The 25694-nt window shown below is 63.0% G+C and carries 24 protein-coding genes; 16 read left to right on the top strand and 8 right to left on the bottom strand.

What is annotated here, in order from left to right; genetic code table 11:
- Positions 1–456: 456 nt before the first annotated feature.
- Positions 457–4053, bottom strand: a complete 3597-nt coding sequence (locus BLT98_RS16140; RefSeq protein ID WP_092609372.1) for an indolepyruvate ferredoxin oxidoreductase family protein — start codon at positions 4051–4053, stop codon at positions 457–459.
- 194 nt (positions 4054–4247) lie between these two features.
- A complete protein-coding gene (locus BLT98_RS16135; RefSeq protein WP_070258630.1) occupies positions 4248–5189 on the bottom strand; it encodes a LysR substrate-binding domain-containing protein in 942 nt (313 codons plus the stop codon).
- 138 nt (positions 5190–5327) lie between these two features.
- On the opposite strand from BLT98_RS16135, the gene BLT98_RS16130 reads away from it, so the two are divergent.
- The gene (locus BLT98_RS16130; protein ID WP_092609369.1) at positions 5328–6554 is read left to right on the top strand and encodes an HD-GYP domain-containing protein; all 1227 of its coding nucleotides are present in this window, start codon (positions 5328–5330) and stop codon (positions 6552–6554) included.
- Here BLT98_RS16130 and BLT98_RS16125 read toward each other — a convergent pair.
- The gene (locus BLT98_RS16125) at positions 6551–7597 is read right to left on the bottom strand and encodes a GGDEF domain-containing protein (protein ID WP_034783647.1); all 1047 of its coding nucleotides are present in this window, start codon (positions 7595–7597) and stop codon (positions 6551–6553) included. The two genes, BLT98_RS16130 and BLT98_RS16125, sit on opposite strands and share 4 nt — an antisense overlap.
- 481 nt (positions 7598–8078) lie before the next feature.
- Here BLT98_RS16125 and BLT98_RS16120 point away from each other — a divergent pair, with 481 nt between their 5' ends.
- The 14 genes from BLT98_RS16120 (at position 8079) to BLT98_RS16055 (ending at position 21077) form a co-directional block, all read left to right on the top strand.
- Entirely contained in the window at positions 8079–8261 is a 183-nt protein-coding gene (locus tag BLT98_RS16120) for a Flp family type IVb pilin (protein ID WP_034752975.1), read from the top strand.
- Positions 8262–8314: 53 nt separating this feature from the next.
- Positions 8315–8848: an A24 family peptidase gene (locus BLT98_RS16115; RefSeq protein ID WP_070280010.1), complete on the top strand. Its 534-nt coding sequence runs from the start codon at positions 8315–8317 to the stop codon at positions 8846–8848.
- 93 nt (positions 8849–8941) lie between these two features.
- Positions 8942–10315, top strand: coding sequence for an ATP-binding protein (locus tag BLT98_RS16110; protein WP_092609366.1), 1374 nt, complete (start codon positions 8942–8944; stop codon positions 10313–10315).
- On the top strand, positions 10312–11169 hold the full coding sequence (cpaB, locus tag BLT98_RS16105; protein WP_092609363.1) for a Flp pilus assembly protein CpaB: 858 nt from the start codon (positions 10312–10314) through the stop codon (positions 11167–11169). Before BLT98_RS16110 ends, cpaB begins: the two co-directional genes overlap by 4 nt.
- Before the next feature lie 18 nt (positions 11170–11187).
- Entirely contained in the window at positions 11188–12627 is a 1440-nt protein-coding gene (locus BLT98_RS16100; protein WP_092609973.1) for a type II and III secretion system protein family protein, read from the top strand.
- A gap of 16 nt (positions 12628–12643) precedes the next feature.
- Positions 12644–12946, top strand: coding sequence for a hypothetical protein (locus BLT98_RS16095; RefSeq protein WP_092609360.1), 303 nt, complete (start codon positions 12644–12646; stop codon positions 12944–12946).
- Positions 12936–14366, top strand: coding sequence for a pilus assembly protein TadG-related protein (locus BLT98_RS16090; RefSeq protein ID WP_170846400.1), 1431 nt, complete (start codon positions 12936–12938; stop codon positions 14364–14366). The genes BLT98_RS16095 and BLT98_RS16090 overlap by 11 nt, the downstream gene beginning before the upstream one ends.
- Entirely contained in the window at positions 14363–14845 is a 483-nt protein-coding gene (locus tag BLT98_RS29220; protein ID WP_034783634.1) for a TadE/TadG family type IV pilus assembly protein, read from the top strand. The genes BLT98_RS16090 and BLT98_RS29220 overlap by 4 nt, the downstream gene beginning before the upstream one ends.
- Positions 14835–15443, top strand: a complete 609-nt coding sequence (locus BLT98_RS16080; RefSeq protein WP_092609354.1) for a TadE/TadG family type IV pilus assembly protein — start codon at positions 14835–14837, stop codon at positions 15441–15443. The genes BLT98_RS29220 and BLT98_RS16080 overlap by 11 nt, the downstream gene beginning before the upstream one ends.
- A gap of 52 nt (positions 15444–15495) precedes the next feature.
- Complete coding sequence (locus tag BLT98_RS16075; RefSeq protein ID WP_034783630.1) at positions 15496–16665, top strand: CpaE/TadZ family protein; 1170 nt, start codon at positions 15496–15498, stop codon at positions 16663–16665.
- A gap of 50 nt (positions 16666–16715) precedes the next feature.
- Positions 16716–18062, top strand: a complete 1347-nt coding sequence (locus BLT98_RS16070; protein WP_170846399.1) for a TadA family conjugal transfer-associated ATPase — start codon at positions 16716–16718, stop codon at positions 18060–18062.
- Between the two features lie 10 nt (positions 18063–18072).
- A complete protein-coding gene (locus BLT98_RS16065; protein ID WP_092609351.1) occupies positions 18073–19050 on the top strand; it encodes a type II secretion system F family protein in 978 nt (325 codons plus the stop codon).
- 15 nt (positions 19051–19065) lie between these two features.
- A complete protein-coding gene (locus BLT98_RS16060) occupies positions 19066–20004 on the top strand; it encodes a type II secretion system F family protein (RefSeq protein ID WP_092609347.1) in 939 nt (312 codons plus the stop codon).
- Positions 20005–20015: 11 nt separating this feature from the next.
- On the top strand, positions 20016–21077 hold the full coding sequence (locus BLT98_RS16055) for a LytR C-terminal domain-containing protein (protein ID WP_092609344.1): 1062 nt from the start codon (positions 20016–20018) through the stop codon (positions 21075–21077).
- A 52-nt stretch (positions 21078–21129) separates the two neighbouring features.
- Here BLT98_RS16055 and BLT98_RS16050 read toward each other — a convergent pair whose 3' ends face one another.
- The gene (locus tag BLT98_RS16050) at positions 21130–22131 is read right to left on the bottom strand and encodes an EDSAP-1 family PEP-CTERM protein (RefSeq protein WP_070258518.1); all 1002 of its coding nucleotides are present in this window, start codon (positions 22129–22131) and stop codon (positions 21130–21132) included.
- A 211-nt stretch (positions 22132–22342) separates the two neighbouring features.
- Positions 22343–22717: a hypothetical protein gene (locus tag BLT98_RS16045; RefSeq protein WP_092609341.1), complete on the bottom strand. Its 375-nt coding sequence runs from the start codon at positions 22715–22717 to the stop codon at positions 22343–22345.
- A 162-nt stretch (positions 22718–22879) separates the two neighbouring features.
- Between BLT98_RS16045 and BLT98_RS16040 the strand changes: the two genes are divergently transcribed.
- The gene (locus tag BLT98_RS16040; protein ID WP_092609338.1) at positions 22880–23191 is read left to right on the top strand and encodes a hypothetical protein; all 312 of its coding nucleotides are present in this window, start codon (positions 22880–22882) and stop codon (positions 23189–23191) included.
- A 27-nt stretch (positions 23192–23218) separates the two neighbouring features.
- Here BLT98_RS16040 and BLT98_RS16035 read toward each other — a convergent pair whose 3' ends face one another.
- The 3 genes from BLT98_RS16035 to BLT98_RS16030 form a co-directional block, all read right to left on the bottom strand.
- Entirely contained in the window at positions 23219–23425 is a 207-nt protein-coding gene (locus tag BLT98_RS16035; RefSeq protein WP_034753599.1) for a dodecin, read from the bottom strand.
- A 421-nt stretch (positions 23426–23846) separates the two neighbouring features.
- Entirely contained in the window at positions 23847–24527 is a 681-nt protein-coding gene (locus tag BLT98_RS28815) for a hypothetical protein (RefSeq protein WP_139179276.1), read from the bottom strand.
- Between the two features lie 16 nt (positions 24528–24543).
- The gene (locus BLT98_RS16030) at positions 24544–25473 is read right to left on the bottom strand and encodes a DUF4747 family protein (RefSeq protein WP_092609335.1); all 930 of its coding nucleotides are present in this window, start codon (positions 25471–25473) and stop codon (positions 24544–24546) included.
- Positions 25474–25694: the final 221 nt, after the last annotated feature.

Here is a 25694-nt window from a genome sequence, read left to right as displayed (position 1 = left end):
ATAAGTTTTGCACGAATTTCATCTTCGTGGCAATGAAAATCGAATTTTCTGAAGCAGCAAGTTATGAGAAAAAATATAAAAATAATTTTCGATAACTTAAAGAGAATAATTTTTATTGAAAATATAGGTATTTTAATATTTTAAAATGGTACTGCTACGTGGATTATTGGCAGTGGCAAAGACAATCAAATGTTCGATCAGTCGCTTGCTGACTGGCTCAGATTCCAATCCATTTCCAGATCTTATCTGGTGCCGGATTGCGGCGCGACTGATGCAGCGCGATTGCCGAGTGACTCAGTACTTTGCCATTTGATGGCAACTGACTGATTTTTATGAAAGATATGGTGCTCTGGTGTGAAGAGAAATAGTGAGGCATTGAATAAAAACGCGCTATGCCGGTAGTGTGTACTGCTGCCGGTATAGCGCGTCGCGAGTTCATCGCTGTGGCTTAAAGTTTTATGCCGCGTGCTTGCTGCCGTCCGCCAGCTTGGCCAGCAATCTCGCCTTGTCCTGGCGATACGTGGCAACGGCCGCCTCCTTGACGTGGCCGAAGCCGCGGATTTTCTCGGGCAGCGACGCCAGTTCCACGCAGGTGGCCAGGTTGTCCGCCGTCAGGCTGACCAGCAGTCCCGCCAGCAGTTCGCGGTATTCAACGATCAGCGCGCGTTCCATCTTGCGCTCGGCCGTATAACCGAAGACGTCGAAAGTGCCACCCCGCAGCCCCTTGGCTTTCGCCAGCAGCTTGAAGGCGCGCCACATCCAGGAACCGAACTCCGCTTTCACGAGGTGGCCTTTCGCATCTTTTTTCGCGAACAGCGGCGGCGCCAGGTTGAATTTCACGGAGAAATTCCCCTCGAACTGCTGTTGCAATTGCTCCACGAAACGGCCATCCGTGTACAAACGCGCCACTTCATACTCGTCCTTGTAGGCCAGCAATTTGAAATAGTTCTTCGCCACGGCCATCGACAGCTTCTGGCCCAATCCCAGGGTGTTTTCGCGGTCGCGCACCTGCTTGAGCAGGGTCACATAACCATCCGCATACGCGGCGTTTTGATAGGCCGTGAGGAACTCCACGCGCTTCTTGATGACGCTATCGAGGCTTTGCGGCATTTGCACGATGATCGCTTGCGTGGGCGTGGCGATCTGCGTGACACGGCGCACGTCGACGGCGGCGCGGCGGCCCCACAGGAAACTTTTCTTGTTCGATTCGATGCCCACGCCATTCAGTTCGATGGCGCGCAGCAAGGCCGCTTCCGTCAACGGAATGCGGCCCTTTTGCCAGGCGTAGCCGAGCATGAACAGGTTGGCGGCGATCGAATCGCCCATCAGCGCGGTGGCCAGTTTCGTTGCGTCGATAAAGTCGGCTGCCTCGGCGCCACCGACGGATTCCTCGATCAGCTGGCGCACTTCCGCCGTTGGATATTGCCAGTCGGCATTTTGCGCAAACGTGCCTGGCGGCTGCTCATGCAGGTTGACGACGGCCAGGCTGCGGCCCGGGCGCATTTTCGACACGGCATCCTGCGCGCCGGCCGTCAGCATGTCGCAGCCTAAAATCAGGTCCGCTTCGCCCGTGGCGATGCGCTGGGCGCGGATGTGCGCGGGAGACCTGGCGATTTTCACGTGCGAGGTGACGGAACCGTTCTTTTGCGACATGCCCGTCATGTCCAGCACGGACGCGCCCTTGCCTTCCAGGTGGGCCGCCATGCCCATCAGGGCGCCCACGGTGATGACGCCCGTGCCGCCGATGCCGTTGATGAGGATGTTGTACGGCGCGTCGCAGGCGGGCAGGACCGGTTCCGGCAGCGGGCCGAAGTTGTCCGTCTCGCCCGCTTTGCTGGCACCCGTCTTGGTCTTTTTCAGGCTGCCGCCCTCGACGGTGACGAAGCTGGGGCAAAAACCCTTGGCGCACGAATAATCCTTGTTGCACGAGGATTGGTCGATGGTGCGCTTGCGGCCAAATTCCGTTTCCTTCGGCAGGATCGACACGCAGTTCGATTGCACGCCGCAGTCGCCGCAGCCTTCGCAGACGGCGTCGTTGATGACCATGCGTTTGGCCAGGTCAGGGTATTCGCCCTTTTTCCTGCGCCGGCGTTTCTCGGCCGCGCACGTCTGGTCGTAGATCAGCACGGATACGCCTTGCACTTCGCGCAATTCGCGCTGCACGGCATCCATATCCTTGCGGTCGTGCAAGGTCACGTGGGCGGGCAGGTTGCTGCGGTCGCTGTAGCGCGACAGGTCTTCCGTCACCAGCGCGATGCGCGCGATGCCTTCGGCCGCCACTTGCTGCGCCATCATGGGCACGGTGATCAAGCCGTCCACGGGCTGGCCGCCCGTCATGGCGACGGCGTCGTTGTACAGAATCTTGTAGGTGATGTTGACCTTGGCCGCCTGCGCGGCGCGGATGGCCAGATAGCCTGAGTGGAAGTATGTGCCGTCGCCCAGGTTCTGGAACACGTGCGGCAGTTCGGAGAATGCGGCTTGCCCGATCCACGGCGCGCCTTCGCCGCCCATGTGCGTGGTCAGCTTGTTCATTTCCGGGTAGATCGACGTGGCCATCACGTGGCAGCCGATGCCGGCCAGCGCCAGGCTGCCGTCCGGCACCTTGGTCGACGTGTTATGTGGGCAGCCGGAGCAGTAGAAAGCGGGGCGGAACGGCGTATTCACGGCTTTCTTCAATACCGCATCCTTGGCGTCGAGGAAACTTAATCTCGCCTTGATCAGGTCGCACGTGACGGGGTCGGAAATCAGGCGCGCGATGCGGCTGGCGATGACCCGTGCCACTTGCGAGACGGAAAAGTCCGCCTTCGAGGTCAGCAGCCATTCGCCGCGCGGCGCCACCCACTCGCCCTTTTCATCGAACTTGCCGATGACACGCGGGCGCACGTCGTCGCGCCAGTTGTACAGCTGTTCCTTGAGCTGGTATTCGACGATCTGCCGTTTTTCTTCGACGACGAGAATTTCATCGAGGCCTTGCGCGAATTCGCGCACGCTGTCCGGCTCCAGCGGCCACGGCATGGCTACCTTGAACAGCCGCATGCCGACGTCGGCCGCCATCTGCTCGTCGATGCCCAGCTCTTCCAGCGCTTCCAGCACGTCCAGGTAGGACTTGCCGGACGCAATGATGCCCAGCTTGGCGTTCGGGCTGTCGATGGTGGTGTGGTTGAGCTTGTTTTCGCGCGCGTAAGCCAGGGCCGCGTAGATCTTGTAGTCCTGCATCAGCGCTTCCTGGTTGCGCGCCTGCTGGCCCAGCGGGATGCTCGACAGGCGGGCATTCAGGCCGCCTTCGGGCATGACGAAGTCCTGCGGAATCCTGACTTCCACGCGGAATGGATCGGCATCGATGGAAGCCGACGATTCGACCGTGTCGGCCAGCGCCTTGAAAGCCACGGTGCAGCCGGAAAAGCGCGACATGGCCCAGCCGTGGATGCCCAGGTCCAGGTATTCCTGCACATTGCACGGATAGAGGACGGGGATCATCGAGGCGGAGAACAGGTGGTCGGACTGGTGCGGCAGGGTCGAAGAATACGCGCCATGGTCGTCGCCGGCCACCAGCAGCACGCCGCCCAATTTGGCCGTTCCCGCATGGTTCATGTGCTTGAACACGTCGCCGCAGCGGTCCACGCCGGGGCCCTTGCCGTACCACATGGCGAATACGCCGTCGTACTTGGCCGGGCCGATCAGGTCGACTTGCTGCGAACCCCAGACGGCCGTGGCGGCCAGGTCTTCGTTGACGCCGGGCACGAACTGCACGTGGTGCGCTTCCAGCTGTTTCTTGGCTTTCCACAGGTTCTCGTCGAGGCCGCCCAGGGGCGAACCCCGGTAGCCGGAAATGAAGCCGGCCGTGTTCAGTCCGGCGGCCTGGTCGCGCAGGCGCTGCATCATGGGCAGGCGCACGAGGGCCTGGATGCCGGACAGGAAGATGGCGCCGGAAGTGGCCGTGTATTTGTCGTCGAGGCTGACGGTGGTCAAACGGGAAGTGTCGGGGGGCGTAGATGGCGCGGCACCGGCGTTTCTAGCGAACGCTGCGGAGCCGTTTTCCGTGGTCACGGACATGGCTGTCTCCAAAAGGGTGTTTCAGATGACGGCTGTACAAGTGGCGCGCCCGGTAAGGCGCGCACTGTGCAGACGGGATGGCCGCGTGTGGGCGGCACATAACCATTTTAAATTTAAAATAGTTAATGTGGTCAGTGTAGAACGAGTCAGGAAAGGGGGCAAATACGCTTTGCCGATGGGGGTATAAGAAATACTTATGCCATGGGCGAGAGCACATTCGCCCCCACCCAGCGCCCGCTGCCGCACAGTTCGGCGGCCACTTGCAGCACGAGGTTTTTCACGGCGTTGCCCGCATTGGTGAGGGGAATGTTTTTCGAGGCGCACAGGGCCACTGTGCGCGACAGCACGGGGCTGTGGATGGCATAGCTGCGCATGGCGCCGCTGTCCAGCTCGGCGAGCAGCGGGGCGGCCGGCAGGATGGTGGCGCCCATGCCGGCCAGGATGGCCGATTTCAGGATGGCGATCGAGTTGATCTCGATCACGTTCGCCGTTTCCAGACCCAGTTCGCGCGCGCGGCTGTCGATGCGCGGGCGCACGCCATGCTGCAGGCCCGGCAGGATCAGGGTGGCGCTCAAGGCTTGCTGGAACGACACGGCATGGCCGGCGGGGGCGAATGGCGAATCGCTGCGGCAGATGAAACGCATCTCTTCTTCCACCAGCGGGCTGCAGGCAAACGGCGTGAGCTGGCCATCGTCGAACAGCACGGCCAGGTTGATGCGGCCCGATTTGAGCTGTTCATTGAGGTTGCCCGTGATTTCTTCCGTCAATTGCAGGGTGATTTCGGGATAGCGCTCGCGCGCGGCCAGCAGCAGGGGCAGGGCCAGGGCGCCGGAAATACTGTGCGGCAAGCCCAGGGTGACATTGCCGGACGGCCGCGTGGCGCTTTGCGTGACGGCCGAGCGGGCGTCGGCCACCTGTTTCAGGATCGCTTGCGCATGTTCGTAGAACACCTTGCCCGCGTCCGTGCTGAGCACGCCCTGGGCCGAGCGGTGCAGCAGCTGCACGCCCAGTTCCTCTTCCAGCTGGCGCAGCTGCTGTGTCAGGGCCGGCTGGGCCACGTGCAGGATCAGGGCCGCGCGCGACAGCGAGCCGTGGTCGACGATGGCAACAAAGTAGCGTAATTGGCGCAGTTCCATGGGTCCCAGAAGCGGTGCGTTGAGCGGAAAAAACACGGTGTTGCGCCGCAGCGCCGAACGCGGCCAGCAGAATAACAATTTTGTTATACTCATTCTAGCGCCTTCGGTGCTCCAGCCGCGTATTTGTGGGATGACAGCATGCTCAAGAAAGTTGATTCGTCTCAATTAAAAGTGGGCATGTACATTCATGACCTCAGTTGCGACTGGATGACGCATCCATTCGTGCGCAACCGTTTCCTGTTGCGCAGCGACGATGAAATCCGCAAGATCATGCAAGCCGGCATCCACGACGTGGTGATCGACAGCGGCAAGGGCCTCGACGTGCAGGACGCGCCTACCGTGGCGCAGGCACAGGCCACCACCGAGCGCGAACTGGTGCAGATCGCCGCGGCGCCGCAAGTGGTCACGCGCGTGTCGCTGGGCATGGAACTGGCGCGCGCCACGCAAGTGCGGCGGCAGGCGGCCAGCCTGGTGCGCACGGTGATGGCCGATGTGCGCCTGGGCAAGGCTGTCGAGCTGGACCGCGTGCAGCACACGGTGCAGGATATTACCGAATCGATCCTGCGCAATCCCGGTGCCCTCGTCGGCTTGTTGCGCATCAAGACCAAGGATGACTACACCTTTTTGCATTCCGTCAGCGTGTGCGCGCTGCTGGTGGCGTTTTGCCGCTCGCGCGGCATCGATGCGGCCACCACGCACCAGGCTGGCCTCGGTGGCTTGCTGCACGACACGGGCAAGGCCCTGGTGCCCGACAGCGTGCTCAACAAGCCGGGCCCCCTCACGCCGGAAGAATTTGCCCTGATCAAGCGCCATCCGCGCGACGGCTACGAGATCCTGCGCCAGTCGCCCGAGGTGGGCGCGATTCCACTCGACATCGCCTTGCACCACCACGAACGGCGCGATGGCAGCGGCTATCCGGACCAGCTGACAGGCGACGCCATCAGCGAACTGGCGCAGATGGCCGCCATCGTCGACGTGTATGACGCGCTGACGTCCGACCGCAGCTATCACAAGGGCATCGCCGCCGCCGAAGCCCTGCGCAAGATCTATGAGTGGAGCAAATTCCATTTCAACCCCGTGTTCGCCCAGGATTTCATGCGCTGCGTGGGCATCTATCCGGTCGGCACCATGGTGATGCTGGAATCAGGCCGCCTGGCCGTCGTCATCGAGGCGCACGAAAGCAATCTGCTGGCGCCGAAAGTGAACGTATTTTTCAGTACGAAGAGCAAGACCTACATCAAGCCGGAAACGGTCGACCTGTCGCGCGGCTTCGGCTTCGGCGGCGCCGACAAGATCGTCGGCCATGAGTCGGCGGCCAAGTGGCAAGTCGATCCCATGCGGTTTTTATCGCTGGCGGATGCCTAGAAGAATTCCGCCGTATCGTTCGAGGTAATGGTGGTGAGCAAGCCCTTGGCGACCAGCTCGTCGTAGTGGCAAGCCAGGTTGCGGCCATGGCTCTTGGCGTAATACAGGGCCTGGTCGGCGCGGCCGAGGATGATGACGGGCGCCTCGTAGGCGTTGATGCTGACGAAGCCCACGCTGACGGTCACTCGTCCCACTTGCGGGAAGTCGTGCGCTTCGACATTGGTGCGGAAGCGGTCGATGATTTTCTGCGCATTTTCCAGGGTGATCGAGCGCAGCAGCACGACGAATTCCTCGCCGCCGAAGCGGAAGATGCGGTCTTGCGAGCGGAACGACGATTGCAGCTGGTTGGCGATCAGGATCAGCACTTCATCGCCATACAGGTGGCCAAATTTATCATTGACCAGTTTGAAATGATCGACGTCGATCACGGCCAGCCATTGCCGTTCCGTGTCCGTATGGTGGCGCCGTTCTGCATCGACGGGAAGCGGCTTCTCCGCCTCCGGTTCGCCGCGGCTTTGCAGGATTTTCGCCAGCTGGTCGTCGAAGGTCTTGCGGTTCAACAAGCCGGTGAGCGAATCGCGTTCGCTGTAGTCGAGCAGGTTCTGGAAATTGCGGTACACGCTGACGATGCCGCCGATCACCTGGATGGTGGCGCCCGTGTACGGTGTGGGGTTGGTGATTTCCAGGCAGGTGGTGACCTGGTCGCCGATCCAGATGGGCAGCCACAGCAGGTGGCGGCCGTCGGCGCACAGGGTGTCGGCGCTCGCCTCATGGCGCTTGATGCAGGCGGCCAGGGCCGGGTAGTCCGACAGCGGTTCGCCTGGCAGAGTCGGGTCGTTATGCTCTTCCATGCGGGCCACGCTGCCCGCCACGATGATGGCCCGCGACCGCACGAACACCTGGCCACGCACGGTGGTCAGGGCCAGCACACGGGTCTGCGACGCGGCAGCGAGTTCCTGGACGGCCGAGATCACGGAGATGTCGAGCATCGTGTGGTCGCGGTGCCCGGTCATGTCCACCATGTGTTTCAGTAGGGAATCCATTGTCGATCTCTGGAAAGTAGTCACACAAGTGTCGTCATACCAGCATTGCATCAAGCAAGAGCATGTTCGCGTCCGTCTACAAGAAGCCAAGATTTATTTGGTGGCATGACGCTCTTTACCGCCGGGCGAGAGGCCTTTCCAAAGAAGAGCTAAGCAGGATAATGTCTTTTTGCCTAATAGGCAATTAACGTATGCAATATTTCATGTAAATACATGAGATTCATGCACCGCATTGCAAAAAACTTGCCCTGACGAAGGCTTTCAATCCGGATCGCAACATTTGTTTGCGCCAGCCGGCATTTCAACAGGGTTTGATAATTTCCATATGGAAACTTGTGGCGCGTCAATTTGCCAAAACGTGGACGCTTTATAGTCAATGCAATGGCGCAGAAATTTACGGCAGGAAACATATTAGCAGGAATGGGCAATGTTTCACACCCGATTGCGCCAGGGACTTGTGATTCACTTTTGGGAGCTTGTCATGCATACCTTCCTGTCGGCAGTACAGCAGTTTGTCAAGGATGAGGATGGCATTACGGCAATCGAATACGGCCTGATTGCGGCGTTGATGGCTACCGCCATCACGGCCGGTTTCTTGCTGATCAAGACCAACTTGCTGGCCGTCCTCACCGACATTTCGTCGAACCTGGTGTTGACGCCCTAAGCGGGTGCCCGCCGCTGGCCGGCCAGCGGCGGGTTTTTTTCAGGAGGTGCCGCATGCCTGCCTATGCCGTATTCGACCTGCTGTTGTTGTGCTTCGTGACGGGGGCCGCCGTCAGTGATCTGATCCGCCGCAAGATACCGAATGGTGTGGTGTTGTCCGGCATCCTTGCCGCCCTGGTGCTGCACCTGTGGCTGTGGCCGCAAAACGTGCTGCCGCTGTGGCTGGGCGGCATGGCCACGGGCTTTTTCCTGTTTCTACCGCTGTACGTGCTGCGCGGCATGGCTGCCGGCGACGTCAAGCTGATCGCCATGGCGGGCGCCTTTGCCGGTCCCTGGCCCGTGCTGCAGATCTGTTTCGCCACGTTTGTCCTGGGCGGCCTGATGGCCGTGCTGATGATCACCTGGCAGGGCAAGTGGCGCGCCTGCCTCGGCAATCTGCGCCAGCTGCTGTGGCCGATGATCGCGCGCATGGCCGGCATTCCCCTGGCGCCAAACGCTTTGGGCAGCGGCGCCAGCGTGGGCAACATGCCGTACGGACTGGCCATTGCCCTGGGCTGCCTGCTGGTGCAAGGGCGGCATTATTTCTGATTGGTATTCATTGCTCTTGATCAATGGGCACCGGTCCCCGCTCGCTAGAATGAATTCTGTTGAATGCAGTCTTAACCGGCTAGGAGACGCAGCATGACCGAGGTCGACTATTCCATGAGCACCGAGAGTGCGCCGCGCCCTGCCGATGCGAACCTGATGCCGCCCTTGCCGCCGCAGCCGAAGAGCTTGCGTGAAACGGGACTGGAGCGGCCCCTGGTGGTTGAACTGATCGCCAAGCTGATGTTTGTGAGCGGCAAGACGCATCTGTCCGCACTGACGACGCGCTTGCGCCTGTCGATCAATGTCTTGCGCGAAGTGCTTGACTTCATGGTGAGCGAGCAGATGGCCGAAGTGGCCTGGCGCGGCGAATCCGATATCGACGTGCAGTACCAGCTGACGAGCGCCGGCAAGCAGCGCGCCAGCGCCTTCCTCGAGCGCTGCGCGTATATCGGCGCCGCGCCCGTGACCCTGGAAGCCTACCGCGCCATGGTGGCGCGCCAGTCGTGGCTGGCGCAGGAACAGCGCGTCGGCAGCGATGACCTGGCCGCCGTGCTGGGTGGCGCCCACGCGGGGCCGGGCATGCTCGACGTGGTCGGCGCGGCCCTGCATTCGGGGCGCTCGCTGCTGCTGTACGGTCCGCCCGGCAGCGGCAAGTCGACCCTGGCGCTGCAGCTGGGACAATTGCTGCACGGGCTGGTCGCCGTGCCGTACGCCGTCATCGTCGGCCACGACATCATCCAGTTGTACGATCCGGCCCAGCACCTGCCGCCCGCACCGCAGCATGTCAGCCATGCGCGCCAGGCGCTGGAGCGGCGCAGCACGGACATCCGCTGGGTGCTGTGCCAGCGTCCCGTGATCCACGTGGGCGCCGAGCTCGACGCCGGCATGCTGGAACTGCGGCTAGACGCCAGCGGCGGCTGCTACCAGGCGCCGCCCCATGTACGCGCCAATAATGGCATGCTGATCATCGACGACCTGGGTCGCCAGCGCCTGGGCGCGCCGGAATTGCTGACGCGGCTGATGCAGCCGCTGGCGCACGGCAGCGACCAGCTGGGCTTGCCCGGCGGCGTGCAGATCTGCGTGCCGTTCGACAATGCCCTCGTGCTGGCCACGAACGTGCCGCCGGGCGAGCTGTTTGACGCCGCCTTGCTGCGCCGCATCGGCTACAAGGTGCACGTGGGGCCGCTGGCCGAGAGCACCTATCGCGCGCTGTTCCGCCAGCAATGCCGGCTGGCCGGCATTGCCATCGACGAGCTGGCCCTGAACCATCTGCTGCACCTGCATGGCGCGCAGGGACGGCCCCTGCTGGCCAGCTATCCGCAGGAATTGCTGGCGCGCATAGGCGACTTCGCCGGCTTTGCCGGCTGCGAAGCGCGCCTGACGGTGGGCGCCCTGGAACAGGCCTGGGGCAGCCTGTTTGCCAGCTGCGACATGCCGGCCGCCAGCCTGTGCGAGCGTATCGCATGAAAAACCGGCGCGCCCTCCTGATGATGGGCCTGGCGGTCGTGCTGGGTCTGCTGGCCGTGCTGCTGGCCTCGCACTGGCTGCTGCGCCAGACGCCGGCCGGCAAGGGCAAGATCGTCGTCGCCGCCAGCGATGTCAACCTGGGCCAGCGCCTGGCGCCCGAGATGCTGCGCCTGGCAGAGTGGCCGGCGGAAAGCTTGCCGCAAGGCGCGCTGCAAGACCCGGCGAAACTGGCGGGACGGGTGCTGAAAACCAGCGTGCTGCGCGGCGAGCCGCTGAGCGAAGCCAAGCTGGCGCCGGCCGGCACCCTGGGCGGCCTGTCGGCTCTCATCACGGAAGGGCGGCGCGCCATTACCGTGCGCGTCAACGATGTGATCGGCGTGGCCGGCTTCGCCTTGCCGGGCAACTATGTCGACATCATCGTGAGCACGCAGCAGGATTCTGGCGACCGCGCCTTTCCGCAAAGCCGCAACATTTCCAAGATCGTGCTCGAACGCATCCTCGTGCTGGCCGTGGCGCAGGAAGTGGGGCGCGACGAGACCAAGCCGCGCGTGGTCAATGCGGTGACCCTGGAAGTGACGCCGGAACAGGCGGAAAACCTGGACCTGGCGCGCAGCGTGGGCAGCCTGTCGCTGGTGCTGCGCAACCAGGTCGACCCGCAGCCGGGCGTGACGGCGGGCGCCACCAAGCTGACCCTGCTGGGCGGACCGCACGAAGCCGACGAGCCCGCTCCTGCCGCCGCGCCCGTGCCGGCCGCCGCGCCGCGTCCGGTACGCGTGGCCAAGGCGCCGCCGGAGCCAACGCGCCAGTGCAGCGGCGTCATCGATGGAACGCGCCAGTCGCGCGAATGTTTTTAGCCAACCATGGACACGCTCATGAACCGCGCCCTGCTGATACTGTGCTGCCTGCTGTCGCCGCTTGCCGGCGCGGCGGCCGATCCTGGCCCGCGCTGCGGCGGTGAAGCGGCCTCGCCCGGCAACCTGCAACTGCAGGTGGGCAAGTCGAGCATGCTGCGCCTGCCCGAGGCGGTGCTGGCCCGCAGCGTCGGCAATCCGGCCGTGGTGCAAGCCATGCTGGTGGCGCCCGACACCTTGTATGTGGTCGGCGTCGACGTGGGCAGCACGAACATGATCATCCAGGGACGCAGCGGCGTGTGCAGCGTGGTGAACGTCAGCGTCAGCATGGACCCGGCCGGCTTGCAGGCAACTCTGGCGGCGCTGATGCCGGAAGAAAAAGCCATCCGCGTCACGGCCGTGGCCGACACCCTGGTGCTGTCGGGCACGGTGCAGGACGCGGGCGCCGTGCTGCGCGCCGTCGAGCTGGCGCATGCGTACGTGCGCCGTGCCACGGTGCCGCTGGCGCTGCCCAAGCCCGCCGATGGCGCCGCCATGCCGCCCGCCGCCACGGCGCCCGCTGGCGGCGCGGGCAGCGCAAACAGCCGCATCATCAATATGCTCGACGTCAGTGCGCCGCAGCAAGTGATGCTGGCCGTGCAGATCGCGGAAGTGTCGAAGTCGCTGCTGGAACGGCTGGAAGTGGGCGCCACGCTGCGCTTTGCTTCCGGCAGCTGGGCCACCACCTTGCTGTCGAATTTCTTGAGCGGCACGGCCAACGGCCTGCTCGACGTGCGCAAGTCGAATGGCCAGCAGCTGACCATCGAGGCGCAGAAACAGGATGGCCTGGTGCGCATCCTGGCCGAACCGACAGTGATGGCGATCAGCGGGCAAGAGGGCAGTTTTCTGGCCGGCGGCAAGATCTTCATTCCCGTCGGCCAGGACAACAACAAGATCACGCTGGAAGAGCGCGAGTACGGTGTCGGCCTGCGCTTCACGCCGACCGTGCTGTCGGGCGGGCGCATCAATCTGAAGGTGGCGCCGGAAGTGTCGGAACTGTCGCGCGAAGGGGTGGGCATTTCCGCCGCCGGCGTCAGCGGGCGCTCGATTCTGCCCGTCATCACCACGCGGCGCGCCTCGACCACGGTGCAGCTGTACGACGGCCAGAGCTATGCCATCGGCGGCTTGATCAAGAACAACCAGGTGAGCAACATCACGGGCTTGCCCTGGCTGAGCGAAGTGCCGATCCTCGGCGCGCTGTTTCGCAGCACGGATTTCCAGCACGACCGCACGGAATTATTGTTCGTCATTACCGCGCACCTGGTCAAACCCTTGCCGGCCGATGCCGTGCTGCCGACGGCGCAGCTGGCGCCGCCGTCGCGCATGGACTTGATGTTGGGCGGCAAGATGGAAGGGCCTTTGCCCTCGGCGCCGCCGTCCGTGCCGCCACCGCGCGCGGCCAACGGTTTCGAGTTGAAATGAGACGGGGAGATACGCCATGCCGAACTCGCTCTTGACGTCGCTGCGGCGCCTGGCCGCCCTGGCCCTGGCCTTGCAGCTGGCCGCCTGCGCGCACGGCAGCACGCCGCAGCTGGACCGCCGCTTCGGCGACGCCGTGCGCCTGTCCATGGCGCAGCAGGTGCGCGATCCGGCCGGCGCGGGCAATCGCACGCCGGCAGACGGCCTTGACGGCCCCAGCGCGCACGCCGTCATGCAGCGCTACCGCGCCTCGTTTGCCGAACCGAATGCCCAGGCGCCGCAGCCGGTGCAATTCATGCTGGGAGGCGGCAATGGCAAATAGAAGCCGGCGCCAGCGCGGTGCGATGCTGATCGCCTTTTCCATCCTGCTCATCGTGGTGCTGGGCTTTATCGGCCTGGCGCTGGACGTGGGGCAGGTCATCGGCCGCAAGACGGAACTGCAGAACCTGGCCGACAACGCGGCGATGGCGGCGGCGGCGGAGCTGGTGGGCACGCCCGAGGGCCTGCTTGCCGCCGTGACGAAAGCCAAGAGCAGTGCGGCCGACCGCAGCGCATGGCGCCGCCGCATGGAGGGCGCGACCTTGTCGGACGCCAGCATCCGCTTCGCCAGTGCTCCCGACGCGCCCGCCAGCGAATGGCATGCGGCGGGCGCCGTGCCCGACGCCGCCACGGCGCTGTTCGTGCGCGTCGATACGCAGGCCAATGATCCCTCGCTGGGGCGGGTGGCGACGGCATTCCTCGGCGCCTGGTCGCCGGCCCTGCGCACCCTGGACACGGGCGCGCGCGCCGTGGCGGGGCGCAGCAGCTTGAATCTGATGCCGCTGGCTGTCTGCGCGCTGTCGGCCAGTGCCGCCAGCCCGCGCACGAATGCGGCACTGCTGCCGGCCGTCGAGCTGCTGGAATATGGCTTTCGCCGCGGCGTGGCGTATAACTTGCTGAAGCTCAATCCGCACGGCCCGGCGGCCGAACATTTCGTGCTCAATCCGCTGGGCCGGCCGGGCGTGGTGGGACCGTCGCAGCAGGTCAGCGAATCGAACGTCTTGCCGTTTGTCTGCAGCGGCACGGTGCTGTATCCGCGCATCGGCAGCGCCCAGGTGCATGTGCACCGGCCTTTTCCCGCCGCGCTATGGACGGCCTTCAATGCGCGCTTCAACCAGTATCCGGGCAGCGGTTGCCATCCGGTGGTGGCGCCGTCCGACACGAACATCCGCGCCTATCCGAACACGGCGGCGAACTGGTGGATGACGAATGCGCCCGATGCGCCCAGTGCGCTGAGCACGGGCAATCCGTTGCTGTCCGTGGCCGATCCGGAGTCGAATGCGACGCCGCCCGCGGTCGGCAGCTACGGGCCGCTGTGGTCATTTTCCAGGGCGGCCAGGTACAGCAACCCGAAGCCGGCCGGCGGTTATCCGCCGTTTGCCACCACCGACTGGCCCAAGCTGTATCCGGCCACGCCGGCCGCCCCGGCCGCCAAATCCAGCTATCCGACCGACAAGTCGCCGTACCTGACGCTGGCATACCAGACGGCGCCGACCGGCAACGCGGGCCTGGCGCAGCGGCGTTTGCTGCACATTGCGCTGCTCGCCTGTCCCGTGCCGGCCGGCAGCGACGTGCTGGCCCAGGTGCTGGGCATCGGCCGCTTCTTCATGACGGCGCCGGCCAGCAATGGCGTGCTGAGCGCCGAATTTGCCGGCCTGGCAGCCGAGGGATCGCTGATCGGCCCGGCGGAGCTGCTGCAATGAAGCCGGCCTGCCGCGCGCCACGCCGCCAGGGCGGTGTCGCCGCCATCGAGCTGGCGCTGATCCTGCTTTTTTTCATGGGACTGCTGCCCTTCGTGCTGCTGTTCGGCCGCGCGCTGCTGGTGTATACGGCCCTGCAAAAAAGCGTGCACGATGCGGCGCGCTACATGGCGACCATGCCGCTGCCGCAGATGGGCAGCATCGGCACGGCGAACCAGGGCGCCGCCCTGGCCCGGCAGATGGTGGTCGATGCGATGGCGGAAAGCTGGCCCGACATGGAGGCCGCCAGGGTCAACGTGGATTGCGTGTATGCCGACGATTCCTATGGCTGCGGCAGCTATGCGACGGCGCCGCTGCAGGTGCGCATCAAGGTCACCGTGGACATGCCGGTGGATTTCCTGCCTGAGCTGACCCGCAAGTGGCTGCCGCAGCTGGAGCCGATTCCCCTGCGCGCCAATGCGACATTGCGCTATGTTAATTAACCTGCCCCCCCGCCGGCAGCGCCAAGAGGGCGTCTTCGCCGTCGAATTTGCCATGCTGGCGCTGCTGTTCTTTTTGTTTCTGTTTGCCATGCTGGAAATGGCGCGCGCCGTGTACGTGTGGAACATGGTGCATGAGATCACCCGGCGCGCGGCGCGCGCTGCCGCCGTCACCGATTTCAGCAATGCCGGCGCCTTGCAGGCCGTGCGCACGCACGCCGTGCTGCGCGCCACGCCGGGCACGCTGCCGCTGGGCGGCGGCATCGGCGACGCACATGTGCGCATCGATTATTTGTCGGAGAGCAGCGGCGGCGCCGCGCTGGCGGCAGTGCCGGTGACGGTGCTGCCGGGCTGCCCGCAACGCAACCGCATCAATTGCCTGGACGATCCGCATGGCGCCAGCTGCATCCGCTTCGTGCGCGCGCGCCTGTGCCAGCCGGGTCTCGGCGCGCGCTGCGAGGGCGTGCTCTACCGGCCCATCCTGCCGCTGCTGGGGGTGATGTTTCCTTCCGGCTCAGGCGCCATACGTTTGCCCAGCGGGACCACCATGGCGGTGGCCGAGTCGCTGGGCTATCCGGACAATCCCGGTTTTTGTCCATGAGCGCCGATCCGCCGGCGCAGCCGAATGTGTAGCCTTGAATGAAGGAGGGGCGATGAAAGCCTTGATGATTACCCGCGACGCCAGCTTGCACGATGAAATCGCGGCGCAAGGCGCGGCCCGCATGCCCGTGCTGCGGCTGCTGGACCGGCGCAGCGGCCTGCGCGACGCCGTCGAGCGCATGCTGGCCGAAGCGCCGGAACTGGTGATCGTCGACGCCAGCGGCATCGATGCCGACGAAGCCGACCTGCTCGAGCGCCTGGCGCGCCAGTATCCGCTGGCCGTGCTGATGCTGCTCACGCGCGGCCAGCAGCAGGATGTCCTGATACGCGCCATGCGCGCCGGCATGCGCGAAGTGCTGCAACTGCCGCTGGTGCACAAGGCCTTCCACGAGGCGATGGACAGGGTCGATATCCAGGCCGGCGTGACGCAGATGCGCGATGGCAAAGTGCTCGCCTTCATCTCGTGCAAGGGCGGCAGCGGCGCCACCTTTTTGTCGACGAATTTTTCCTATGCGATGGCGACACTGGCCGGCTGCAAGGTGCTGCTGATCGATCTGCACGGCCAGTTCGGCGACGCCACCCTGTATGTCTCGGACCAGAAGCCGGCCATGACCTTGTCCGACATCTGCGCGCAGATCGCGCGCATGGACGGCGCCTTTCTCGCCTCGTGCCTGGTGCACGTGACGCCGAACTTCGGCGTGCTGGCGGCGGCCGACGATCCCGCGCACAAGGTCGACATGCAGCCCGAGCACATGGACCGCATCCTCGCCGTGGCGCGCCAGCACTACGACTACATCGTGCTCGACGTGGGACGCCAGATCGATGCGCTGTCGCTGCGCGCGCTCGACAACGCCGACGCCATCTATCCGGTGCTGCAGCTGGCCTTGCCGGACATCCGCGACGGGCGCCGCCTGCTCGACATCTTCCGCTCGCTCGGCTATCCGGGCGAGCGCCTGCGCCTGATCGTCAACCGCTATGAAAAGGGCGGCCGCCTGCGCCTGGCCGACCTGGAGCAGGCGCTGGGCGCGGAAGTGGTGCACACGGTGCCCAACGATTACATCGCCGCCACCGATTCCGTCAACCAGGGCATCCCGCTGCTGCAGCTGTCGCGCACCAGCGCCGTGGCGCGCAGCCTGGCCGAGCTGGTGGAACTGGTGACGGCGCGCCGCGTGACGGAAAGCCGCGGCCTGTTCGACCGCTTGTTCAGCCGCAGCGAGGCTTAGGACAACGATAGATGTCAAGGCTCCCGCCGGGAGCCATCATGGGAGCCGAGATGACTTTACGCGAACGCCTGGCGGCAAATGAAACGGTGCGCCCCGCCACCAACGCACAAGGCGCGCTGGCGCTGCACGCCTACCAGGAACTCAAAAAGACCATGCACCAGACGATACTCGACCGTATCGACCTGGAACGCCTGAAACGCCTGACGGCGGAGCAGTTCAAGCACGAGCTGGCGCTGCTGGTGCAGCGCGTGATCGAGGAAGAGCGCATCGTCCTGAACCAGCACGAGCGGCATAGCCTGGTGCTCGACATCCAGCACGAGATGCTGGGCTTCGGCCCGCTGGAACCGTTGCTGGCCGATGCCAGCGTGTCCGATATCCTCGTCAACACCTGCGACAAGGTGTATGTGGAGCGGGGCGGGCGGCTGCAGCTGACGGACGTGACCTTCCACGACAATGCGCACCTGATGAAGATCATCGAAAAGATCGTCTCGCGCGTGGGACGGCGGGTCGACGAATCGAGTCCGATGGTCGACGCGCGCCTGCCGGACGGTTCCAGGGTCAACGCCATCATTCCGCCGCTGGCCGTCGATGGCCCGATCCTGTCGATCCGGCGCTTTGCCGTGCAGCCGCTGACGATTGCCAACCTGCTCGACTACAAAAGCCTGACGCCGCCCATGGTGCAGGTGCTGCAGGCGCTGGGGCAGGCCAAGGTCAACATCCTGATTTCGGGCGGCACGGGCAGCGGCAAGACGACCCTGCTCAACGTGCTATCCGGCTTCATACCCGGCAGCGAGCGCATCGTCACCATCGAGGATGCGGCCGAACTGGCGCTGCGCCAGCCGCACGTGGTGCGCCTGGAAACGCGCCCGCCGAATATCGAGGGCAAGGGAGAAGTGAGCCAGCGCGCGCTGGTGCGCAATGCGCTGCGCATGCGGCCCGACCGCATCATCCTAGGCGAGGTGCGCGGCGCCGAGGCGCTCGACATGCTGCAGGCGATGAACACGGGCCATGAGGGGTCGCTGGCGACGATCCACTCGAACACGGCGCGCGACGCGCTGGCGCGGCTGGAAAACATGGTCGGCATGGCCAGCGTGAACCTGACGCCGCGCGCCACGCGCCAGCAGATCTGTTCGGCCGTGACGGTGGTGATGCAGGTGTCGCGCCTGACGGATGGCGCGCGCAAGCTGGTCAGCCTGCAGGAAGTGACGGGCATGGAGGGCGACATCATCGCCATGCATGAAATCTTCCGCTTCGAGCAGACGGGCGTCGATGCGGCAGGCAAGGTGCTGGGCCACTTTTGCGCCACGGGCGTGCGGCCCCGTTTCACGGAACGCTTGCGCATGTTTGGCGCGCCCGTGCCCGATACGGTGTTTGATCCCGACCGCATCTACGAATAAAGGAAGCATCATGGACCTGGTGTTCTACGGCTTTGCCGTGCTGCTGTTCGCCGCCTGCATCCTGATGGTGGAAGGCGCCTGGCTGTGGTGGTCGGGCACGCACGGCAGCGCGGCGCGGCGCATCAACCGGCGCTTGCGGCTGATGGCGGCGCGCGGCGAGGCGGGCGGCGAGCGGGTCTCGATCCTCAAGCAGCGCCGCTATGCGCGCTCGCCCGGCCTGGAGCGTTTGCTGCGGCGCCTGCCGCAGGCGGCACGGCTCGACCATCTGCTGCTGCAATCGGGCTTGTCCTGGTCGGTGGCGCAGTTCCTGGGCGGCGCGGGCGGCTTGCTGCTGCTGGCGCTGCTGTGGCTGGCCATCTGGCCCATGCCGCTGCCGGGTGCCTTGCTGCTGCTGGGCGTGGCAGGCGGCGGGCCGTGCATGGTCGTGCTGCGCGCGCGCGCCGCGCGGCTGAAAAAGATCGAGGCGCAATTGCCGGAAGCGGCCGATTTCCTGGCCCGCGCGCTGCGCGCCGGACACTCGTTTTCGAATGTGCTGCAGATGGTGGGCGATGAACTCAATGAGCCGATCAGCGGCGAATTCAAGATGGCGCACGAAGAGATCAATTACGGCGTGCCGATGAACGAGGCGCTGCAAAACCTGGCCGCGCGCATCCCGCTGACGGACTTGCGCTACCTCGTCATCGCCGTGCTGGTGCAGCGCGAATCGGGCGGTAACCTGGCCGAAGTGCTGGTCAGCATCGCGCGCATCATCCGTGCCCGCTTGAAACTGCTGGGACAGGTGCGCGTGCTGTCGGCCGAGGGGCGCATGTCGGCCTGGGTGCTGGGCTTGATGCCGGTGGTGATGATCGGCGTCATGGCGCTCGTCAATCCGCAATACATCAGCCTGCTGTGGACCGATCCCAGCGGCATCAAACTGCTGTGGTACGCGGCCGGCATGGTGGCGCTGGGCGTGGTCTGGATGCGCAACGTCATTCGCATCCGCATTTAACGTGGAGGAAATGTCATGACTGGCCCGCAACTACTGTTCCTGTTGATTGTCTTCGCCGTGGTGGTGGCGCTGGCCCTGCTGGCATGGCTGATCTTCTTTCCCGGTGCCTTGCGCCAGCGCCTGTTCGGTTCCATGGCACCGGCCGCCAGCGAGGCGGTGGCGGAAAACGGCTGGGTGGAGCGCGTGGCGCGCGTGGCGCAGCCGTTCAGCAAGCTGTCGCTGCCGGAAGAGGGCTGGGAGCGCTCGCCGCTGCGCACGCGCTTCATGAACGCAGGCTGGCGCCAGGCCAGCGCGCCGGCCCTGTACTTCGCCGCGAAAAGCGTGCTGGCTCTGCTGTTTCCCACCGTGCTGGGCCTGTATGCGGCCAGCGCCATGGCGGCGCAGCTGCGCAGCGTGCTATTGCTGCTGCTGTGCGTCAGCGCCACCATCGGCTATTACCTGCCGAACCTGGTGCTGGCCAGCACGGCCAAGCGGCGCCAGCGCGACATCTTTGAAAACATCCCCGACGCGCTCGACTTGCTGACCGTCTGCGTGGAAGCGGGCCTGAGCCTGGAGCGCGCGCTGGTGAAGGTGTCGGGCGAAATCCATATCAAGAGTGTGGTGCTGGCACAGGAGTTGCAGCTGGTGCTGATGGAAATGCGCGCCGGCTTTTCCAAGGAAAAGGCGCTGCGCAACCTGGCCCTGCGCAGCGGCGTGGAAGACGTCGATACCTTGGTCGCCATGCTGATCCAGTCGGAACGCTTCGGCACCAGCATGGGTGATTCGCTGCGCGTGCATTCGGAAAACCTGCGCGGCAAGCGCAGCCTGCTGGCCGAGGAGGCGGCAGCGAAGATTGCCCTGAAACTGCTGTTCCCGCTGATCTTTTGCGTTTTTCCCACCCTCATGCTGGTGCTCATGGGGCCGGCCGTGATCGAAGTGTATCGCGTGCTCGTGCCGGCCATGGCCAGCCGCTGAAAGGAGCTACCATGCGCTTGACGATTACCCGCCTGGCCGCCGCCTGTGCCTGTCTGGGCCTGGGCGCGTGCGCCAGCCACACGGCGCACGCGCCGCTGCTGCCGGCGCCGCCCGCTGCAGCTGCCGATGCGGCCTATGTCGCGGGACGCCAGTATTTTGATGCGGGCGACCTGCCTGCCGCGCAAGCGGCCTACGAGCAAGCCTTGCGCGCCGCGCCGCGCCATGTGAATGCGCGCAACGGCCTGGCCGTGCTGCACGCGCAGCGGGGCGAGCACGACGCTGCGATTGTCCATTGGCTGGCCTTGACGCAGGAGGCGGGCACGCCGCAGCCGCAACAGGCGTATCTGTTCAGCAATCTCGGTCATGCTTATTATCTGAGTGGACGCGATGCGCAAGCGTTGACTGCGCTGGAGCAGGCGTGTCTGCTCGACCCGCTCAATGCGCTGGCCTGGCAGCATCTGGCGCAAGTGCTCGAACGCCTGGGGCAACACGCGCGCGCGGCCGTCATGCGGCGCCAGGCGGCCAGCTTGCAGGAGCACGATTTGCGGCGCGACATGGCCGTCTTGCGCAGCGAGGCGCCGCCGCAAGGTGTACCCGTGGCCGCACCGGTGCCGGATGTGCCCGCCATGGCGCGCATCGAGATCACGCAAGGCGAAGGCATGGCCCGCTTGCAGCGTGTGCCGGCAGCCGTGCGCAGCATGCCCGTTGCCGTTGCCGTACCCCGTCCGCGCCTGGAAATTGTGAATGGCAATGGCGTGCCCGGCCTGGCCGCCGCACTGGCGCGCAGCCTGGCCGGCAGTCCCGTGCAGGTGGTGCGCCTGGCCAATGAAACCAGCTTCCAGGTGGCGCGCACGCGCGTCGAATACCGGCCCGCGCAGGAGCAGGCGGCGCGCCAGCTGGCCCGCCAGTTGGGGATGCAGGTACAAACCCAGGTGCAGACCCAGGCCGCCGATTGTCCTGCCAGCGAGCTGCGCCTGGTACTCGGGCGCGACCTGAGCGATCCGGCCATGCTGCACCGCTATTATCTGCAGCAGTTGCAGCTGGCGCGCCAGGCGCTGGCGCGGCTCGGTTAACACGCCTCTGTTGATGCAAAATAAAACGGCGCCCAGGAGACGCCGTTTTATTTCATGCCGCTGATGATTGTGGCTGGCGGCGCCGCGTAAAAGCCAGGGCCGCCAATCCCATGCCCAGCAGGAACAGGGTGCCTGGTTCCGGCACGGCCAGGGGATCGATGACGACGATGTCCGTGCGCGTGGACTTGGAAAAGTTCAAGGTATAGCTGCCGGCCGGCAGGGCGAAATTCGAGGTCAGGGAAAACATCGCAAAGCCATTCGTGAAGGCGCGCCCGGTGGCCGGGTCGTTGGTGCCTGCCGTCATGTTCAGGCTGAACGGATCCAGGCTGCCGACCGTATGGTTGCCGTTGACGTCGCTGCCATTGTTGGCATCGCCATCGGGCGCGAACTGGAAGATCACGCCATCGGCATTCGCGTTCGACAGGCAGCCGACGGGGCTGGCGCTGTTGCAGGAGATATTGAAGATATCCATGATCGACACGTTCGACTTGTCGCCCATGGTCGTCACGCTGGTGCGCAGGTCGCGCCGTCCCATGAAGCTGAAGGTGATGAAGCCGGCGCTCGACAGGGTCAGGTTGACGGAGCCGGTGAGCGTGTCGCCGGCCGTGGACGTGGCGGCACCGACCGTGTTGCGCTGGGCTTCCGCCACGGCGCGCACCGTGGCGCCGCCATTGAGCATGTTGCCGAAGGCATGTGCATCGCCGCGGGCGAACTCCAGGGTGGAACTGGGGCTGGGGGCGTAATTGTTTTGCGGCAAGCCGCTGCAGCCTCCGCCCGAGCACACTTGCAGCACGTCGGCGTTGGCGGCCGGCCCCGTATTGACGGCACGCGGATTGACAGCCACGCCGCCTTCGAAAAACGCGCTGTCGCTGGCATTGCGATTGGCGCCGGCCAGCGACAGCGCGCCGGCGCTGGTGGTGATGCGGAAATTGTTCAACTCATTGACGGCCAGGCCGTACGCGCCGGCCTGTGCCTGGCCGCTGGCCAGCAGGCTTGCCGCCGCCAGTGCGCCCAGCCAGCCCAGGGTCTTGCTTCGTGTGTGATCGACGTTCATCGCAGCCTCTTATCGTGGTCAGTCTCGAAAAATCCGGGGGACAAAGAATCCAGGATGACTTGCCTGGATTCATCTCGTAGACAGGGATAAGCAGCTTGCGTGCCACACAAAAAAATCACGTGAAATCAATTGCTTGCGCAAAGCGGGCTGAGCTGGCGGGAGCAAAGTGTAAGAAAGGCCGACGCCGCTTGGCGGGCGGTGCCAGCCAGCCTCAGGTGCCCCGGTGATAGCCGAGGTGGCCACCGGAATTGCGTGCGCAGCCGCATCCGATGCGCGCCACTTCCTCGCCCTCCGTCAATTTCCAGTTGGTAATCGTCGTATGCTGCCAGTCGATGTCGCTTTTCTTGACAGGTTTTACCGTCAGGGTGCGTGCTTCCGCATCCGTGTACTCCATCAGCTCCTCATCGTCGGCGATGTCGAAATGGCGGTGGATCAGGGAAATGCCGAAGCGGTCGAGCGCGCCATAGCGTTGCAGCACATCGCGCAGTTCGCGAAAGCAGGCGAGATCCTCGGGCAGCAGCGGATCGACGGCGGAAATATCGGCAACGGGCTGCCATTGCATGGCGTGGATGTTCAGGCTGTGCATGATAGGCTCCTGTGCCCCATGATGATAGGCCCAGGCTGGCAGAGGGGCGCTGGCACGCCTGGCGAAATACCCATCGTGGACGCAAAGCCGCTGCGGCGCTTGCGCCGGATCAAAGGTGCGGCACATCGCCTCTCGTCCGATCATTGCCCGGTAAAATAGGCCATGGCAAACAAAACCCCCACCTTCCCCGGCGCGCGCACGGGCCGCGGCCAGGTCCTGGCCGTGCTGCTGTCGAACCGCGACCAGTCCGGCGCCGAGCCGCTGCAAGGCCGCGTCTCGCTGGCCGCCATCGTCAAGGCGCTCAAACGCAAATACCACTGGCCGATCGAGACGCACAGCTTTCCCGCCAACACGCAGGATGGCCGGGCCAGCTGGGCGACCGTCTACAGCTTGCCGGACAATGTCATCGAGACCGCGCTGGAGGCCGGCGGCCGGGAGTGGCTGGAAAGCCGGGGGGCGGTCGCGCGGCGGTGAATGCGCCGCCTGCCTTACTCGATTCGTTTACTCGAGCCGGAAGCCGACCTTGAGCGTGACCTGGAAGTGCGCCACCTTGCCGTCGACGATATGTCCCCGCGACTCGGTCACTTCATACCAGTCCATGTGCTTGACCGTCAGCGCCGCCTTGGCAATGGCATCGCGTATCGCCTGATCGCTGCTCTCGGTCGACGTGCCGACCAGTTCGATTAGCTTGTAAGTGTGTGCGGACATGATATTTCCCCAGGTAGGCAAGCCAGACATCGGGAGCCTGCTTTGCGCAAGCACGTGCTCATCTTGCGCCTAAACGTGCTGATAGTCATTGCGCGGTGCAGCAACGCGTCACGGGAGTGGTTCGCAGGGGGGAGAAAAGAAAAAAGGGCTACCAGCCGAAGCGGGTAACCCTTTGATTTACTGCTGAATTCTGGTGCCGACTGCCGGTTTCGAACTGGCCACCTGATGATTGCAAATTCCCTGGTGCTGTTAACAATGGCTAACTTTACCCAACAAAATCAACTACTTATCCATTTTTACCTAACAGTGTTGCCTTGCTGATCTAACAGTATTGTTGACGGTTGGTTGACATGTTTTAGGTGCTTAGTCAGTCAATGTCTTGCATCGAGTAGCACGTAAGTGTCGTGAAAAGCTGAACAACTTAACTACTCGGAGGCGGTATATCGTTTGTAGAGGGAACATTGGGAGTGTTTTGTTTCTCATCGGCCTTCTCAAGAATACTATTATCGATCAACAAGAAAAGTAATGCGATTATTTCAAGTACTAACGCGAGGCCGTACCAGAACGATATCCAAGATGCAACCTGTATCCAAAGGACATTAGGATAGGCTTGGCAAAATATGCCAACTGCAACGACTACAACCATAAATGAAAGTGGAAAGGCAATGTCAGAGTTGAGAATCAGCACTGAACCGTGTTTACGCCTCCCATCCCGTCGAGCTTCCTCTAGCTTGCGATGCATCTGTCGAATAAACGAAGTATCAAGCGCAAAAAGCAGAGCGTAGATACCGATACCAAGCCCAAGCAAACATGGAAAGACTGCGATAATAATTGGACCAGGAGATGCACCAAATCCACTTAACTTTTCAACTATCGGTTTGCATGAGAAAACATGTTCCCATATTGAAATTGAGAAATCTGGCAACGTGATCATTGTAAGAGTCGCCGCTGCAATGAGATTCCAAAAATATGCTTTAAACCAAAGTTTGATAGGTGCAAGTTCGCTACCCGCTCTACGGTCACCACCATAGGCATAGCAATTGGCAAGCCAAGCCATGGTCCCAAGGATTGGAACGCGCCTTAGCCTTTCTAATGTTGTCATCGTCATTAATTGCTAACTATTTAGAAGCTTCAGGGGACGGGGCATCGTCCTCCTCCAAATCGCTCGCCGCTATGTCAACGCCCTCTAGGCGACTTGCAACCCGTGCGAAAAAATCACTCTCGTTCGTATCATTGCTGCTACGGTGGACTATGAAAGTTTGAGGCTGTTCGCGAGAGTCATAATTCTGTAAGCGTTCGCGCTGTTCTCCAGGTTCACCCTCTTGCACGAAATAGGATACGGTTGACCAACCGTGACCGGGAACCGAGCGAAGTATGCGCTTAACAAAGTCAGGAAGGCGCAGCATGCGTCCACTTCCCGCCGAAACGTCAAGTATCAGCTTCTGCATCTTTGTTTCCCGCATTTCACCAAGCACATCGAGAGCATCATCTCCATTCGGACCGTTTAGATGAATCGCTACTGTTTTGAATGAAACGGCAGTCTTGAGAACATTTTCGAGACCATTGGGTTTTGAAATTAAATTTACTGTTAAGTCATATTTCGGAAAGTGCTCTTCGGCAATAGGGGAAAGAAGCTGAAGAAGTGCAGAAATGAAATTCTCCGAACGTACGTCCAAAGAACTATCTATTGCGAGAAAGTGACGTTTTGCATCGAAAACGAATGGTACGTCTCTTCTGGTTACAACCCCTCCCTTACCTCGAGTCGCCTTGAAGAGCATTTTTCCAGTTGCTAAGTCGGTAACTTTTTCAGTGTTGCGATATCTGACAAAATGGCCAGTTACATATCCAGCGGGGAAATTGAAATCGAAAGGACCAACATAAATGTTACCACTTACATGATAGTGATATTCCAGATGTGTTTTGGCTGACAAGTGCTTCGAATTTAGATCTCGGAGTTCAGCGAATAGCTTCTTGTACCCCTTGACACCAACCTCGGTCGCGTCATCTGTAGGAAGAAGTTGGATATTGTAGATCTTGAATTTCGCCATTTTTCGATATTGTATTGAAATTGATTGTCGAATTACTACCTTCGGACAGCATACAGTAAATGTAGCATTTGAGAAACATTATTTTACGAGCTAGCAAGTTTTAGAGATGCTCTGGTTGCTTGAGAGATTAAGAGTAGCGTGTGTGAAAACACGTTAAGAGCACGGCATCGTCGTTTCCAACGACGAGCTTAGCTATTCACTGTACAAACCATGGAGCTTCG

Source organism: Janthinobacterium sp. YR213 (genome assembly GCF_900099875.1).
Lineage (GTDB): Bacteria > Pseudomonadota > Gammaproteobacteria > Burkholderiales > Burkholderiaceae_D > Janthinobacterium > Janthinobacterium lividum.
This window is presented reverse-complemented; position numbering and strand designations above follow the sequence as displayed.

Coding starts and splice junctions, on each gene's coding strand:
- BLT98_RS16140 (WP_092609372.1), bottom strand. CDS start 4,053: ATGTCCGTGACCACGGAAAACGGCTCCGCAGCGTTCGCTAGAAACGCC.
- BLT98_RS16135 (WP_070258630.1), bottom strand. CDS start 5,189: ATGGAACTGCGCCAATTACGCTACTTTGTTGCCATCGTCGACCACGGC.
- BLT98_RS16130 (WP_092609369.1), top strand. CDS start 5,328: ATGCTCAAGAAAGTTGATTCGTCTCAATTAAAAGTGGGCATGTACATT.
- BLT98_RS16125 (WP_034783647.1), bottom strand. CDS start 7,597: ATGGATTCCCTACTGAAACACATGGTGGACATGACCGGGCACCGCGAC.
- BLT98_RS16120 (WP_034752975.1), top strand. CDS start 8,079: ATGCATACCTTCCTGTCGGCAGTACAGCAGTTTGTCAAGGATGAGGAT.
- BLT98_RS16115 (WP_070280010.1), top strand. CDS start 8,315: ATGCCTGCCTATGCCGTATTCGACCTGCTGTTGTTGTGCTTCGTGACG.
- BLT98_RS16110 (WP_092609366.1), top strand. CDS start 8,942: ATGACCGAGGTCGACTATTCCATGAGCACCGAGAGTGCGCCGCGCCCT.
- cpaB (WP_092609363.1), top strand. CDS start 10,312: ATGAAAAACCGGCGCGCCCTCCTGATGATGGGCCTGGCGGTCGTGCTG.
- BLT98_RS16100 (WP_092609973.1), top strand. CDS start 11,188: ATGAACCGCGCCCTGCTGATACTGTGCTGCCTGCTGTCGCCGCTTGCC.
- BLT98_RS16095 (WP_092609360.1), top strand. CDS start 12,644: ATGCCGAACTCGCTCTTGACGTCGCTGCGGCGCCTGGCCGCCCTGGCC.
- BLT98_RS16090 (WP_170846400.1), top strand. CDS start 12,936: ATGGCAAATAGAAGCCGGCGCCAGCGCGGTGCGATGCTGATCGCCTTT.
- BLT98_RS29220 (WP_034783634.1), top strand. CDS start 14,363: ATGAAGCCGGCCTGCCGCGCGCCACGCCGCCAGGGCGGTGTCGCCGCC.
- BLT98_RS16080 (WP_092609354.1), top strand. CDS start 14,835: ATGTTAATTAACCTGCCCCCCCGCCGGCAGCGCCAAGAGGGCGTCTTC.
- BLT98_RS16075 (WP_034783630.1), top strand. CDS start 15,496: ATGAAAGCCTTGATGATTACCCGCGACGCCAGCTTGCACGATGAAATC.
- BLT98_RS16070 (WP_170846399.1), top strand. CDS start 16,716: ATGACTTTACGCGAACGCCTGGCGGCAAATGAAACGGTGCGCCCCGCC.
- BLT98_RS16065 (WP_092609351.1), top strand. CDS start 18,073: ATGGACCTGGTGTTCTACGGCTTTGCCGTGCTGCTGTTCGCCGCCTGC.
- BLT98_RS16060 (WP_092609347.1), top strand. CDS start 19,066: ATGACTGGCCCGCAACTACTGTTCCTGTTGATTGTCTTCGCCGTGGTG.
- BLT98_RS16055 (WP_092609344.1), top strand. CDS start 20,016: ATGCGCTTGACGATTACCCGCCTGGCCGCCGCCTGTGCCTGTCTGGGC.
- BLT98_RS16050 (WP_070258518.1), bottom strand. CDS start 22,131: ATGAACGTCGATCACACACGAAGCAAGACCCTGGGCTGGCTGGGCGCA.
- BLT98_RS16045 (WP_092609341.1), bottom strand. CDS start 22,717: ATGCACAGCCTGAACATCCACGCCATGCAATGGCAGCCCGTTGCCGAT.
- BLT98_RS16040 (WP_092609338.1), top strand. CDS start 22,880: ATGGCAAACAAAACCCCCACCTTCCCCGGCGCGCGCACGGGCCGCGGC.
- BLT98_RS16035 (WP_034753599.1), bottom strand. CDS start 23,425: ATGTCCGCACACACTTACAAGCTAATCGAACTGGTCGGCACGTCGACC.
- BLT98_RS28815 (WP_139179276.1), bottom strand. CDS start 24,527: ATGACAACATTAGAAAGGCTAAGGCGCGTTCCAATCCTTGGGACCATG.
- BLT98_RS16030 (WP_092609335.1), bottom strand. CDS start 25,473: ATGGCGAAATTCAAGATCTACAATATCCAACTTCTTCCTACAGATGAC.